A 14,368-nucleotide genomic window follows, 5' to 3' on the forward strand; every position below is an offset into this window, starting at 1 on the left:
CGCAGGCCTCGTGCGGCAGGTCCACAAGATGCCGTACGACCGGAACATCATGCTCTGACCCCGCGCGACCCCGGATACGCCGATACCTGCCCCCCACATACACCGATCAGGAGCAGCGCGCATCCGCCGTATGGGCGGCGTCACGTCAACTTCACGCTTACACAGGGGCGCAGAGGGCAATACGTAACGGTATGTCGAGCCGCAGCCAGGAGGCTGGAGCATGAGCATCTGGTGGTCACTCCATCTGCGGCGCGAAGCTGCGAGCGTGCCGCTCGCCCGCCGCCTGCTGATCGGCACGATGGAGACCGCGGGCGTCGACCCGGACATCTCCTACGACCTCTCCGTCGCCCTCAGCGAGGCGTGCGCGAACGCCGTGGAGCACGGCGGGGACACGGGGCGTGGCCCCGGTTCGGAGGCCTACCGGGTCACCGCGTACCTCGACGGTGAGAAGTGCCGGATCGAGGTCGCCGACGCGGGCCCGGGGTTCCCCGCGGCATCCGCCGGCCGGTCCCGCCCGCCGATCCGTCCCGCGCACTCCGACGCGGAGAACGGCAGAGGACTGTGCCTCATCGAGGAGCTCGCCGACCACGTCCACATCGGCAACAAGCCGGGCCGGGGCGGAGCCGTGGTGAGCTTCGACAAGGTCCTGAAGTGGCGTTCCGGCGCACCGCTGATGGCGGTCTGACCCCCATCCGACCGCCCCCGGCGGGGCGGTGTTTCACGTGAAACACCGCCCGTGACCGACCGCCCTACAGCGCGCCCCAGTCCAGCGTCGTCCGCGCCAGCCCCGCCACCTCCGTGAGCAGTGCAAGACGCGCCGCCCGGACCGCCGGGGCGGGGTCCATCACCAGCACCTCGTCGAAGAAGGCGCCGATCGCGTCCACCAGCGGGGCGGAGACCTCGATCAGCGCGCCGAGATCGTCCTCCCGCCCCTGAAGCGCCTGCCGCACGGCCTGTGCGCTCTCGGTGAGACGCAGTTCGGCGGGGGCGGTCAGCAGGGACACATCCGCCGCCCCGACACCCCCCTCGGGCAGGATGCGCACCACCCGCTGGAAAGCGGCAGCGACCGCCTCGAACGCCTCGCTGCCGACCTGCCGCTCCAGCGTGGCCAGCGTGCGATCACCATGGGCGGGCCGGTCGGCCCACACCAGTACGGCCTGCACGAGACGGTGCTCGTGCCCGGCGTCCGTGAGCTGCTGCTCATAGCGCCGGGTGATGAGCTCGGCGGCCTCGGCGACCCGCTCGGCGGGCACTTCGACGCCCTGCGCGGCATACCGTACGGCCGCCGCGCGCAACCCCTCGCTCACCCGCACCCCGGACACGGCGGGCAGGTTCCGCAGCACATTGAGCAGGCCGATCGCGGCCCGGCGCACCCCGTACGGGTCGGAGCTTCCGGTCGGTGCGGCGCCGATCAGGAACATGCCCGTCACCAGATCGAACCGGTCGGCGAGGGACAGCACGGCCCCCGCGTCCCCGGCCGGCAGGGCGCCACCGGCGGAACGGGGCAGCTCCATCTCGGCCAGTGCCCGGGCGACCTCCGCTGACTCGCCGGCCCGGCGGGCGTACTCCTCCGCCATGACCCCGGCCAGCCCGGAGAACTCGATCACCATCTGCGACGCCAGGTCGAACTTGGCCAGCGCACCGGCCCGCCGTACGACCTCCACCGCCTCCTCCGGAAGCCCGGCCCGTCCGGCCAGGTCCAGGGCGAGGGAGGCGAGCCGGACGGCGCGGTCGGCGACCGTGCCGAGCCGGTCCTCGAAGGTCAGCTTGTCCAGGCGCCGCCGGAACTCCTCCGGCGCCACCTTCAGGTCCGCCCGCCAGAAGAACGCGGCGTCCTCGTAGCGGGCCCGCAGCACCGCCTCATTGCCCGCCCGCACCACGTCGTCGTCGCACAGGGCGTTGGCGAAGGTCACGAAGTGCGGCATGAGCCGCTCGCCGTCCAGCACCGGCAGATAGCGCTGGTGCTTGCGCATCACGGTGGTCAGGACACTGGCGGGCAGTTCGAGGTAGCGCTCGTCGAACGACCCCCGCACGGCGTACGGGAACTCCAGGATGTCGGTGATCTCGTCGATCAGCCCGGCCTGGCCCTCCACGTCGATGCGCCCGCCCACCTCGGCGGCGGCCTCCAGGGCACCGCGCACGACCGCGCCGCGCCGGGCCTCGCGGTCGAGCAGGATGCCGTGCATGTGCAGGAAGTGCGGGTAGCCCTCGGCGGAAGTCACCCGGACCTCCGGGTAGGGCGCCTGCCGCTGCACCCGCGTGGTGTCGCCGGACGACAGCGAGGAGACCACCACGGGCAGGGGAGTACGGCCCAGCAGCGCGAGCAGCCAGCGCACGGGACGCGAGAACGACAGCCCCGGGTCGCTCCAGCGCATGTTGCGCCCGGCCCGCAGCCCGGAGACGACCTCGGCCAGCAGGTCACTGAGCACCTCGACGGCCGGACGCCCCTCCTCGTGCCGGGTGACGCCCACGTACTCGGCCCCGTTGAACTCGACCACCCGCACGTCGGCCGGTTCGGCGCCCTGGCTGCGGGCGAAGCCCAGGAGGGCGGGCGTGGGGGCACCGTCCTTGTAGGCGGCGGCGACCTTGGGCCCGCGCACGGTCCGCATGGTGTCCCGCTCGCGCGGCTGCACCCCGTCGACCGTGATCACGATCCGGCGCGGTGTGGCCATCACGGTGATCGCGCCATGCCCCAGCCGGGTCGCGGCGAGCTTGGCGGTGACCGACTCGCGCACTGCTTCGGTGGTGGCGGGGACGTCGGCGTAGGGCAGTTCCTCCACGCCGATCTCGAACAGCAGCGTCTCGACGCCGGGCACCTTGGGCAGCATGGCCCGCGTGGCCGGCGCCGGCGCCGCCGCCAGCCCGAGCGGATGCTCCAGCGCGGCCCGCCGCCGCTCCCACAACTTCGCCGTCTCGTGCGTCAGGCCCCGCATCAGCGAGAACGCCTTGGCCCGCTCGGTGGTGCTGATCGCACCGCGCGCGTCGAGCACGTTGAAGGTGTGGCTGCACTTGAGCACATAGGTGTACGCCGGGACCGGCAGCTCCAGGTCGAGCAGGCGCCGGGCCTCGGCCGCGTACGACTCGAACAGCCGGTGGTTGGTGTCGATGTCGGCGTCGTCGAGGTAGTAGCGGCTCATCTCGTACTCGTTCTGCCCGAACACCTCGCCGTAGGTGATGCCCGGCGCATAGGCGATGTCCTTGAAGTGGGACACGCCCTGAAGGTTCATCAGGATGCGTTCGAGCCCGTACGTGATCTCCACCGACACCGGGTCCAGGGCGACGCCGCCGACCTGCTGGAAGTAGGTGAACTGGGTGATCTCCATGCCGTCCAGCCAGACCTCCCAGCCCAGCCCCCAGGCGCCGAGCGCGGGCGAGGCCCAGTTGTCCTCGACGAACCGCACGTCGTGCGCGTTCAGGTCGACACCCAGGGCGCGGAGGCTGCCCAGATACAGCTCCTGCGGGTTGCCCGGGTCGGGCTTGAGGATCACCTGGAACTGGGTGTGGGTCTGGAGCCGGTTGGGATTCTCGCCGTAGCGCGAGTCGTCCGGCCGCACGCTCGGCTCCACGTAGGCGACGCTCCACGGCTCGGGACCGAGTACCCGCAGCGCCGTGGCCGGGTTGGCCGTACCGGCTCCGACCTCGGTGTTCAGCGGCTGCGTGATCATGCAGCCGTTGTCGCTCCAGTACTTCTGCAGGGTGAGGATGGCGTCCTGCATGGTCAGCGCCGTCTGGACGTTCTTCATGATGATCGCGCCTGTTCCCGAGTCGGACCGGCAAGGTCGGCCATGATCTCACACGTCAACTACCGCTGACCTGCTGTTTCTTGACCGACCGGTCGGATGCCCCAAGCCGGTTCACAGCATGCCCGCAGCCGGGCCCCATGCCCTTGACGGGTGGCGCCCCTACATTCCGGGTCCCATGACGGGAACGCAGCACGGGAACGGCCGCGCGGACGAGGAGCTCGCCCGGGCCGCCGTCGACGCACTGGTCGGCCAGCTGGCCCTGGCGCCCAAGCCGGGTCTGCCCGACCCGCGCGATCTGACGGCCCGGGCCACCCGCCGGGACCACAGCGCCCTGCGCTGGTCGGCCAGGGCCTTGCTCCCCGGCCTCACGGCGATGGCCGCCACGGCCCGCCGCACGGGCGAGCCCAGTGCCCGCCTCCGGACGGACCTGGGCGCGATCGGCCGCTCCACGGAACACACGGTGGCGCTGACGGGCGGCGGCCACCGGGGCGCCCTGTGGACGCTGGGCCTGCTCGTGGCGGCGGCGGCCCTGCGCCCGGGAGCCGAGCCGGCCGACACCACGGCCCTGGCGAAACAACTGGCCGCCCACCCGGACCGCCGCGCCCCGCGCCGCCCGTCCCGCGGCTCCACGATGTCGGCCCGCTACGGCGCGGCCGGCGCGAGAGGAGAGGCCAGAGCCGGCTTCCCCCACGTGCGCCGGGCCCTGACCGCCCTCACCACAGCCCGCACCCGGGGCGCCCCCGAGTACCGGGCCCGTCTGGACGCCCTGCTCACGGTGATGTCCACACTCCAGGACACGGAACTGCTCTACACGGCGGGCCCGATGGGCCTGCGGCAGGTCCAGGCCGGGGCGCGCGGGGTCCTGGAAGCGGGCGGCACGGCAACGGAGTACGGTGCGGCGGCGCTGGCAGCCCTGGACACCAACCTCACCGACCGAGGCTGGACTCCCAGCGGCAGCGCACCCCTGCTGGCAGGCGCCCTGTTCCTGGACGCCCTCAGCTCTTGAGGGACGCCATCCAGGCCTCGACCTCGTCCGAACGCCGCGGCAGCGCAGCACTCAGATTCCGGTTGCCGTCGTCCGTCACGAGGATGTCGTCCTCGATCCGCACACCGATGCCCCGGTACTCCTCCGGCACCGTCAGGTCATCGGCCTGGAAGTACAGCCCGGGCTCCACGGTCAGGCACATCCCCGGCTCGAGGACACCGTCCACGTACGCCTCGACCCGCGCCGCCGCACAGTCATGGACGTCCATGCCGAGCATGTGCCCGGTCCCGTGCAGCGTCCAGCGCCGCTGCAGCCCCAGCTCCAGCACGCGCTCCACGGGCCCCTCGACCAGCCCCCACTCGACGAGCCTCTCGGTCAGGACCCGCTGCGCCGCATCGTGGAAGTCGCGGTACTTCGCGCCCGGCTTCACCGCGGCGATCCCGGCCTCCTGCGCCTCGTACACGGCGTCGTAGATCTGGCGCTGGATCTCGCTGAACCGCCCGTTGATCGGCAGCGTGCGCGTCACGTCGGCCGTGTAGTACGTGTGCGTCTCCACACCCGCGTCGAGCAGCAGCAGCTCGCCCGAGCGCACGGCCCCGTCGTTGCGCACCCAGTGCAGCGTGCAGGCGTGCGGCCCGGCCGCGGCGATCGTGCCGTAGCCGACGTCGTTGCCCTCCACGCGCGCGCGGAGGAAGAACGTGCCCTCGATGTACCGCTCGGAGGTCGCCTCGGCCTTGTCGAGGACCTTCACCACGTCCTCGAAGCCGCGCACGGTCGAGTCGACCGCCTTCTGCAGCTCGCCGACCTCGAACTCGTCCTTGACCAGGCGGGCCTCGGAGAGGAAGACCCGCAGCTCCTCGTCGCGCTCGGCGGTGACCTTGTCGGTCAGGGCCGCCTCGATGCCGGCGTCGTACCCGCGCACGACCCGCACCGGCCCGGTGGCCTCGCGCAGGGCGCCGGCCAGCTCGCGCACATCGGAGGCGGGGATGCCGTACAGCGTCCCGGCCTCGGTGAGGGAGTGCCGGCGGCCGACCCACAGCTCGCCCTGGCCGTCCAGCCAGAACTCGCCGTTCTCGCGGTCGGAGCGCGGCAGGAGGTAGATCGTCGCCTCGTGGCCCTCGTCCTTGGGCTCGAGGACCAGGACGCCGTCCTCTGTCTGGTTGCCGGTGAGGTAGGCGTACTCGACGGAGGCGCGGAAGGCGTACTCGGTGTCGTTCGAGCGGGTCTTCAGGTTGCCCGCGGGGATCACCAGACGCTCGCCCGGGAAGCGCGCGGAGAGCGCGGCCCGGCGGGCGGCGGTCTCGACGGCCTGTGGGATGGGCTCGAGGTCGCGCAGCTCGGTGTCGGCCCAGCCGCTCTTCATGTTCTCGGCAAGCTCGTCGGACACGCCCGGGTACAGTCCGTTCTTCCGCTGCTTGATCGGCTCTTCGCTCTCGTCCGGGGTCTCCGGGATGAGCTCCTCCGCCACGGTCATCCTCCTCGATACGGCACTGGACCACCGTCCACTGTACGGCGGCGCGGAAGCGGCCCCAGGGCGATGACGAGGAGCGTTACTCGAAGCGGACCGCCAGCAGGACGACGTCCTCCGCACCCTCCGCCGCGTCCAGCCCGTCCGGCAGCACGCTCCGCAGGACGTGGTCGGCGATCGCGCCGGGGTCGTCGCGCAGGGCCCGGGGCACGGCGGCCGCCGCCGCGTGCAGCCGGGCGAAGGCGCGGTCGGTGGCCTCGCCGGTGCGGTGCAGCAGCCCGTCCGTGTAGAGCAGAACCGTCTCTCCGGGTTCGGCGAGGATCTCCACGCTGGGCGCCTCCCAGCAGGCGAGCATGCCGAGCGGAGCGGAGACGGACGTCTCCACGAACTGGGTGCGGCGCTGTCCGATCAGCAGCGGCGGGCTGTGCCCGGCACCGGCCAGCGTGATCTTGCGCGCGGCCGGTTCGCAGTAGCCGAAGAGGGCCGTGGCCGAGCGGGCCGGTTCGGTCAGCCGCAGCAGCAGCTCCAGGTCGGACAGGACGGCGACCGGGTCCTCCCCCTCCATCACGGCGTACGCGCGCAGCGACGCCCGCAGCCGCCCCATGGCGGCGACCGCGCTCGGGCCCGAGCCGGTGACGGACCCGACGGCGAGGCCGAGGGCGGCGTCGGGCAGCGGCAGCGCGTCGTACCAGTCGCCGCCGCCGCGCGGGCCCGTGCGGTGCCGGGCGGCGATCTGGACGCCGGCGACCCGGGGCAGCCGCGCGGGCAGCAGTTCGTCCGACATGGTGGCCATGGACGTGCGCGTGCGTTCCAGTTCGAGGAGGCGGGCGAGGTGCTCGGTGGCGTACCCCGCGTAGAGGCCGGCGAGGTGGCACTGCCGCTCGCCCGGTTCGGCGGGCTCGTCGTAGAGCCAGACGGCGGCGCCGAGGCGGCCGGCGGTGTCGGTGGTCAGGGGGAGGGCGTAGCTCGCGGCGTAGCCGAGGCGGGCCGCGACCTCGCGGTGGCGGGGGTCGAGCCCCTCCGCGGCCAGCAGGTCGGGTTCGGCGATGCCGCCCTCGCCGCCTGGCAGCCCGTCGAGGATCCGGCCGTAGGACAGGGCGCTGCGCGGCACCGTCTCGATGTGGCCGAGATCGGCGCGGGCGAGGCCCAGTCCGATGGTGGTGTCCGGGCCTAGTCCGTCGCCGGGTTCGAGGACGACGAGGCCGCGCCGGGCGCCCACCAGGGCGGCGCCGGCCCGCAGCAGTTCCTGGAGTGCCTCGTCGAGCGTGGCCGTGCGGGCCAGGCGTTCGGTGAGTTCGTGCAGGGTGGTGAGGTCGGAGACCCAGCCGGCGAGACGGTCCTGGAGCACCGTGCCGGGAGGGGCCGGGAGGTTTGCGGGGACGGCCGGGGACGAACCCGCCGCGACGGGCGCGACAGTGTGTGCGGGAGCCGGAACCGTTGAATCGATTCCAGCCACTTTCGGAGGGTGCGGAGCGTTCATGGCGTCCGGCCTTCCAACCGGTACGTACTGCTCAAAAGCATCGCAAACCCCCATGTCATTCTGCGTCGCTAGCAGTGTCTCCACATGTACACGCACTCGTGAGGAGATGTCCAGCATTGTCCTGCCGGGATTCCTGGTGTCCGTGAGGTCCGGGAGAACAGCTCCCCTTCCTCTTGCGGAAATGCAAAGTTGGCTTAAAACTGCCTCAGGGGACGGCTTATTGCGGTCGACTGGGCTTGCTCGACGGAGCGTCACAACGGTCGTGATGGGTACGTACTCGATGAAGGCCAGGGGTGGTTGGGAACCACCCGGAACCTGGTGACGGAACCGGGCGTCCTATCCACCGACGACCGTGCCCCATCCTCCCGTGGCGGAGGCGGAGAGAAATACGCGCGACGGCAAACGCCATACTTCGCCACCCCTACGCCAGGCCCGTGCTTTCGACAGACGCAGTATGGGCGGGCGGTCGCGGAGGCAGCCCAAAGCTCGACCCATAGGGGTTCCCCTTGCTTCAGGCAGGGGTGTGATGCGCCAACAGGTACGCACAGTGAAGTGATCGACACATGATGTGACGTGGACCACGGTGTTGCCAGGCGTGCAACGGAAAGGAACGAGCGCACATGCGCGAGATCCTCGGAAGGCGACGCAGGCTCTTGTCCCAGCGCAGCGACGGGCCTGAACTGATCGGCGCGGCCCTGACCTACGCGACGGAATGGCAGTGGCCCGTACTCCCGGGCGTGGCGGCGGACCCGCAGGGGCACTCCCGCTGCAGCTGCCCCGACCCCGACTGCACGGTGCCCGGCGCGCACCCCTTCGACCCCGGCCTCCTCGCGGCCACCACCGACGGACGCATGGTGCGCTGGTGGTGGGGCAACCGGCCGACGGCGCCGATCGTCCTGGCGACCGGCGGCCACGCCCCCTGCGCGGTGTCCCTGCCGGCCCTGCCGGCCGCCCGTGCCCTCAAGGCGCTCGACCTGATGGGCATGCGGCTCGGCCCGGTCGTCGCCTCCTCCGCCCGCTGGGCGATCCTCGTCAAGCCGTACTCCATGGAGCAGCTCGGCGAACTGCTCTACGCCAAGGACTTCGTGCCCGGCTCCCTCCGCTTCCACGGTGAGGGCGGCTACCTGGCCCTGCCCCCGTCCGAGACGGGCCAGGGCGAGATCCGCTGGGAGCGCGCGCCGCTGCCCGGCTCGGCCTCGCCGTGGGTGCCCGATGTCGAGGCCGTGGTGGACGCCGTGGTCGAGGCCCTCACTCGTACGGGTGTGAGCGCGCCCGAGTTGTAGGGCCGTCGGGCGCGCCGGGCCCGGCGCCCGCCCCGGCGCGTTAAGTTCCGGAACCATGCGGCGTCACGCCCGGGGCCGCTCCCGGGACTCCCGAAAGACCAGACTGCTCGCCCTCGCGGGCGTCGTGGCGGCGTGCGCGATCGCACTGCCGCTGGCGGTGGCGTCCGCGAGGTCCGTGGGGTCCGTGGGATCCGTGGGTGCTGTGGGATCCGTGGGTGCCGGCGTCCGCACGTCCGGATCCGGTGCCCTGCGTCCCTCCCCGCGCGCCGACGACAGGGCCCCCGGGGCGCCCTCCGCCCCTCCCGGCCTCCCCGTGCTCGGCCAGGGCCTGTCGACCGCCGTGCGCTGCGGTCCCGAACTGTCCTCCCCCGACGGCATCGAGGCGCAGACCTGCGTGGTGACGCAGGGTGCGCAGACCTGGGCGCGGACCTACTACCGCAATGCGACGGGCGAGGCGCTGGACGCCGTACTGAGCCTGATGGGTCCTGAGGACCGGAGCGTGCGGATGACGTGCGCCGTGGGGGCGGAGGACGAGCCGGGGACGTGCGAGACGCCCCGGGAGCCCGCGCGCGGGAATCCGGCGGCGTACACGGCTGTCGCGGAGTTCGCCGAGCGGGGCGGGCGGGGGCCGCTGCTGTTGCGCTCGGGAAGCAACTCACCTGTGCGAACGGGCAGTTGAGGAGCGGCTGCGTTCCGTGAACGGAAGCGGAGACGCAAAGACCCGGTTGCTGGCGACGGGGGATGCACCAGCAACCGGGCTACAGGAACGGTAACAAGAGATCGGCGGTTCGCAAATTCGAACTCGCCTTTCCAGTCACCGACTGGCTTGTCCCCGCCGGGAGTTGTGATCCGGCGAGGGCATGACGACACGGCCGGCCGGGCCGGCCGGCCGTGTCGTCGCGGCGGGCGTCAGCTGAGCGTGACCTGCCGGTTGGTGAGGCCGCCGCGGGCGCGGCGCTCGTCCGCGGTGAGCGGCGCGTCCGTCGCCAGGGCGGTGGCGAGACGCTCGGCGAACTCCGCCGCCGGCTTCTCCACGTCCTCGGCGGTGACCCCGCTCGGCAGGTCCCACACCGGCACCGTGAGCCCGTGAGCGCGGAAGGAGCCGACCAGGCGGGTGCCCTCGCCGAGGCCGGCGCGGCCCGCGGCGTGCAGCCGCGCGAGGGCGTCCAGAAGCAGTTCCTCGGCGTGCGGCATGACCCACCGCAGATGGTTCTTCTCCGGCGTCTCGCACCAGTACGCGGCGTCCACGCCCTGGAGCTTGACGGTCGGGATGGCCGCGGCGTTGGCCCGCTCCAGGGAGGCGGTCACCTCGGGCGTGGCGTTCTCCGGGTCCGGCACCCAGAATTCGAAGCCGCTGTGCACTTCTGGCTCGAACGCGCCCTCGGGGTCGAGCAGATCCTGCAGCCGCGGGCTGTCGGCCGGGGCGCGGCGGCCCTGGACGGGCGTGCCGGGCTGGGCTTCCAGGGCGCGCTGGAGGGTGTCGGCGAGGTCGCGGCTGATGTCGCCGGACGAGGTGTCGTTCTGCAGGCCGATCAGAACCGAGCCGTCGTCGCGGCGCAGAGCCGGCCAGGCCATGGGAAGCACCGTGGCCAGCGTGACCGCGGGGACACCCTTGGGCAGGCCGTCCTTGAGCGTCAGCCCGACGGTGGCCGCCGGGACCAGCTCGCGCAGGGCGACCCAGTCGCACTCGCCGGGCAGGCCCTCGAAGGGGCGGTGCACCAGCTCGGTCGCGGCGTGGGAGGCGGCCCGGCCGTGACAGGCCTTGTAGCGGCGGCCGCTGCCGCAGGGGCAGGGCTCGCGAGCGCCGACGACCGGAACGTCTCCATCGGCGCCTGCGGTGCGGGCCCCGCCCGTGGTCTGCGGGCGCTTGGCCTTCGTCTGGGGTCGCTTCTTGGCCATCGATGGATCTCCCGGTTACGGCTCGGCTCGTACGCTCGCGAGCCTAGCCGCTCGTGCCCCGGGTTACGGGGTCCTGTGGACAACACCCGGTCCAGCGTGGCGTACGCGCTCAGTCCATGTCGTCGAAGGCGTCCGCGAAGTCCAGTCCGGCCATCTGGGAGACCGCGGGGGCGGTGACGCGTGTCGCGAAGTCGTCGCGGCGGTGGCCCGCGTCCGGGTCGTGGACGTCGTCGTGGACGATGACCCACACCGTGACCTCGCCGCGGATGTCGTCCCGTACGCCCCAGTCGTCGGCGAGGGCGGTGATGATGTTCAGCCCGCGGCCGCCGTGCGCCGTGACCGACGGGGTCGCGGGGGCGGGGCGGGTCGGGCCGCCGCCGTCCGTGACCTCGACGACGAGCCGGCCGGCCGGCTCCACGCGCCACGCGGCACGGACGTCACCGTCACCGGCCAGCGCGTCGCCCAGGGGTCTACCGTGCTTGCACGCGTTGCTCAAGAGTTCGGAAAGGATCAGTACGGCGTCGTCGATGACCGATTCCGCCACGCCACCTCTGCGCAACTGCGCACGCATCCGGTGTCGCGCTTCCCCCACGCCCGCAGGGCCATGGGGCACGGCCATGCTCGACGACGTGGGCACCTCCTGTGCCACCACCAACGCCACCCCCGAGACCTCCTTCGCCCCACGCCACGGTGTGGATGCCCCATTGGCCTGTACCGGAAACCGGCCAATCCACGTCCGGTGACGCATTCAACACGACCGACTACGGACCGAACGCGCCGGAGCACTCCCGGTCATCACATGGCTGGAAATCATCGGTGTGGCCGAGATGGGAGGATCCCGCCCGTCAAGGCGTGGGGTCAAGAGGTGTGCGTGGGTCTGGTGGGACTTGAGAGGTTGGCGGTCCCGGTCGTCAGCGGCCGAGCTGGTCCAGCACCGCACGCGGGCGGTTGGTGATGATGGCGTCCACGCCCAGCCCGACGCAGCGGTCCACGTCCTCGGGCTCGTTCACGGTCCACACGTGCACCTGGTGGCCGGCCTGCTTCAGGCGCTCGATGTACGCGGGGTGGTTGCGCACGATCCGGATGGAGGGGCCCGCGATCCACACGCCCGGGGGCAGCCGTCCGTCACGCAGCCGGGGTGAGGGGAACTGCGTCAGATGGACCGTCGGAAGGGAAGGGGAGGCGGCACGCACGCGGTGCAGCGAGCGGGCCGAGAAGCTCATGACCCGCACCTGTGACTCCTGCGCGGAGGCCGGGGCGTCGAGGCCGAAGCGCTTCAGCAGGGCCAGCAGCCGGTCCTCGACCTGGCCCGCCCAGCGCGTGGGGTGCTTGGTCTCGATGGCCAGTTCCACGCGGCGCCCGGCGTCGGCGACGAGTTCCAGCAGCCGCTCCAGCGTGAGGACGGAGGTCGCCTCGCGGTCCTCCGGGCGGTGCTCCCAGTCGGGCTCCTCGTCGCGGCCCCTCCAGGCCTCGCCCGTCTTCCAGGAGCCGAAGTCCAGGGCGGCGAGGTCGGCGAGCTCCAGCGCGGAGACCGCTCCGCGGCCGTTGGACGTACGGTTGATCCGGCGGTCGTGTACGCACACCAGGTGGCCGTCGGCGGTGAGGCGCACATCGCATTCGAGGGCGTCCGCGCCGTCCTCGATCGCCTTGGTGTACGCGGCCAGGGTGTGTTCCGGGGCGTCCTCGGAGGCTCCGCGGTGGGCGACGACTTGAATCACATGCTGCCGTGCGTGGGTCACCGCGTCATGGTGCCACCGAGTGCGGGTACGCGTCCGGTCGGACGGACTCGACGGATACACGGGTCCGGACGGAGGCATAGGGATTGCATCCTTTTCGCCGGTAATGACCTATATAAAGAATGGCCTCGGACGCACAGCCACCGCTTATGGTGCTCTGACGGCCTGTGGGAAAAGCTGACGGCATACAAAGGGACAAGCGCAGCTGTATCGCGCCGGACCCGTCGAACGGCGGGAAAAGCGTGACCGAGTGCGACCCGGAAGACAGCCGTGGATCTAGGAGAGAAGCTGTGAGCACCGAGAACGAGGGCACCGCGGTACCCCCCGCCCCGTCCGCACCCCCCGTGCCGGTGGACGCTCCCGCTGCTCCGGCGCCCCAGGCACAGGCCCCCCAGGGGTCGTACGGGCCGGACGCCCAGGGCCAGGCCCCGCACGGGCAGGGCGCCTCCGGTGACGCCGGTCACCCCGGCGTCTCCTCTTCCGCCCCCGACCCGTCCTGGCCCCCGCCCCCGCCGCCGAGCGCCCCGTACGGCGACGGCGGTTCCGGGTCCGGCTCGGGCGGCTGGGGTTCGTCGTACCAGCAGTCGGCGCCGAAGTCCGGCCGCGGGCGCGGTGGTCTGGTCGCCGCGGTCCTGGTGGCCGCGCTGGTCGCGGGCGGCGCGGGCGGCGGGCTCGGGTACGTGCTGGCGAAGGGCAACGACGAGAGCACCGGTTCGACGACGGTCTCGGCCTCCGCGAGTGGCGGTGACGTCAAGCGCGACCCGGGCACGACCGCGGGCGTCGCCGCCAAGGCGCTGCCGAGCACGGTCACGATCGAGGCCGAGAGCAACAGCGGCGAGGGCGGCACCGGCACGGGCTTCGTCTTCGACAAGCAGGGCCACATCGTCACCAACAACCACGTGGTGGCGGGCGCGGTGGACGGCGGCAATCTCACGGCGACCTTCCCGAGCGGCAAGAAGTACGACGCCGAGGTGGTCGGTCACGCGCAGGGCTACGACGTGGCGGTCATCAAGCTCAAGGACGCCCCCTCCGACCTGAAGCCGCTCACCCTCGGCGACTCGGACAAGGTGGCCGTCGGCGACGCGACCATCGCGATCGGCGCCCCGTTCGGTCTGTCCGACACGGTGACGACGGGCATCATCAGCGCCAAGAACCGCCCGGTGGCCTCCAGCGACGGCAGCGGCAGCCAGGCGTCGTACATGAGCGCCCTGCAGACCGACGCCTCGATCAACCCGGGCAACTCCGGCGGTCCGCTGCTGGACGCGCAGGGCAATGTCATCGGCATCAACTCCGCGATCCAGTCCACCGGCAACGGCGGCTTCGGCACCGGACAGTCGGGCTCGATCGGCCTGGGCTTCGCCATCCCGATCAACCAGGCCAAGTACGTCGCCCAGGAGCTGATCAAGAACGGCAAGCCGGTGTACGCGAAGATCGGCGCGTCCGTCTCGCTGGACGACAGCTCCGACGGCGCGCAGATCACCGACCAGGGCGCGGGCGGCGCGGCACCGGTCGAGCCGGGCGGCCCGGCCGCCAAGGCGGGCCTCAAGCCGGGCGACGTCATCATCAAGCTCGACGACCGGGTGATCGACTCCGGCCCCACCCTGATCGGCGAGATCTGGACCCACCAGCCCGGCGACAAGGTCACGATCACCTACGAGCGCGGCGGCAAGCAGCGCACGGTCGACGTCACGCTCGGCTCCCGCGTCGGCGACAACTGACCCCCACCCGCCCGCACCGACCCGTTACCCTTGTCCCCGCGCCGCCGATCACGGCC

Annotated in this window: 11 protein-coding genes; 5 read left to right on the top strand and 6 right to left on the bottom strand. The window is 72.2% G+C overall.

Going from position 1 to position 14,368, the window contains the following annotated elements; all coding sequences use genetic code 11:
• Window positions 1-220 precede the first annotated feature (220 nt).
• The gene (locus tag G3I77_RS12850) at window positions 221-685 is read left to right on the top strand and encodes an ATP-binding protein (protein WP_248503242.1); all 465 of its coding nucleotides are present in this window, start codon (window positions 221-223) and stop codon (window positions 683-685) included.
• A 64-nt stretch (window positions 686-749) separates the two neighbouring features.
• Here G3I77_RS12850 and G3I77_RS12855 read toward each other — a convergent pair whose 3' ends face one another.
• Entirely contained in the window at window positions 750-3,743 is a 2,994-nt protein-coding gene (locus tag G3I77_RS12855) for a glycine--tRNA ligase (protein WP_248503246.1), read from the bottom strand.
• A 175-nt stretch (window positions 3,744-3,918) separates the two neighbouring features.
• On the opposite strand from G3I77_RS12855, the gene G3I77_RS12860 reads away from it, so the two are divergent.
• A complete protein-coding gene (locus tag G3I77_RS12860; protein WP_248503248.1) occupies window positions 3,919-4,749 on the top strand; it encodes a triphosphoribosyl-dephospho-CoA synthase in 831 nt (276 codons plus the stop codon).
• Here the strand turns inward: G3I77_RS12860 and G3I77_RS12865 are convergent.
• A complete protein-coding gene (locus tag G3I77_RS12865; RefSeq protein WP_248503252.1) occupies window positions 4,739-6,202 on the bottom strand; it encodes an aminopeptidase P family protein in 1,464 nt (487 codons plus the stop codon). The genes G3I77_RS12860 and G3I77_RS12865 overlap by 11 nt on opposite strands.
• Before the next feature lie 76 nt (window positions 6,203-6,278).
• The gene (locus G3I77_RS12870) at window positions 6,279-7,793 is read right to left on the bottom strand and encodes a PP2C family protein-serine/threonine phosphatase (RefSeq protein WP_248503255.1); all 1,515 of its coding nucleotides are present in this window, start codon (window positions 7,791-7,793) and stop codon (window positions 6,279-6,281) included.
• A gap of 503 nt (window positions 7,794-8,296) precedes the next feature.
• On the opposite strand from G3I77_RS12870, the gene G3I77_RS12875 reads away from it, so the two are divergent.
• Window positions 8,297-8,959 (top strand): bifunctional DNA primase/polymerase, encoded by a 663-nt coding sequence (locus G3I77_RS12875; RefSeq protein ID WP_248503257.1) that lies wholly within the window; start codon window positions 8,297-8,299, stop codon window positions 8,957-8,959.
• Window positions 8,960-9,014: 55 nt separating this feature from the next.
• Window positions 9,015-9,638, top strand: coding sequence for a hypothetical protein (locus G3I77_RS12880; RefSeq protein WP_248503259.1), 624 nt, complete (start codon window positions 9,015-9,017; stop codon window positions 9,636-9,638).
• A gap of 230 nt (window positions 9,639-9,868) precedes the next feature.
• Here G3I77_RS12880 and G3I77_RS12885 read toward each other — a convergent pair whose 3' ends face one another.
• The 3 genes from G3I77_RS12885 to G3I77_RS12895 all read right to left on the bottom strand — a co-directional run bounded on the left by G3I77_RS12885 (window position 9,869) and on the right by G3I77_RS12895 (window position 12,597).
• Window positions 9,869-10,858 carry a DUF5926 family protein gene (locus G3I77_RS12885; protein WP_248503260.1) on the bottom strand — a complete coding sequence of 330 codons (990 nt, stop codon included), beginning with the start codon at window positions 10,856-10,858 and terminating at the stop codon, window positions 9,869-9,871.
• A gap of 109 nt (window positions 10,859-10,967) precedes the next feature.
• A complete protein-coding gene (locus tag G3I77_RS12890) occupies window positions 10,968-11,606 on the bottom strand; it encodes an ATP-binding protein (protein ID WP_248503261.1) in 639 nt (212 codons plus the stop codon).
• 163 nt (window positions 11,607-11,769) lie between these two features.
• Window positions 11,770-12,597: a glycerophosphodiester phosphodiesterase gene (locus G3I77_RS12895; protein WP_248503262.1), complete on the bottom strand. Its 828-nt coding sequence runs from the start codon at window positions 12,595-12,597 to the stop codon at window positions 11,770-11,772.
• A 287-nt stretch (window positions 12,598-12,884) separates the two neighbouring features.
• On the opposite strand from G3I77_RS12895, the gene G3I77_RS12900 reads away from it, so the two are divergent.
• The gene (locus tag G3I77_RS12900; RefSeq protein ID WP_248503263.1) at window positions 12,885-14,312 is read left to right on the top strand and encodes a S1C family serine protease; all 1,428 of its coding nucleotides are present in this window, start codon (window positions 12,885-12,887) and stop codon (window positions 14,310-14,312) included.
• Window positions 14,313-14,368 lie beyond the last annotated feature (56 nt).

The sequence above is a fragment of the Streptomyces sp. D2-8 genome (genome assembly GCF_023184515.1).
Taxonomy (GTDB): Bacteria; Actinomycetota; Actinomycetes; order Streptomycetales; family Streptomycetaceae; genus Streptomyces.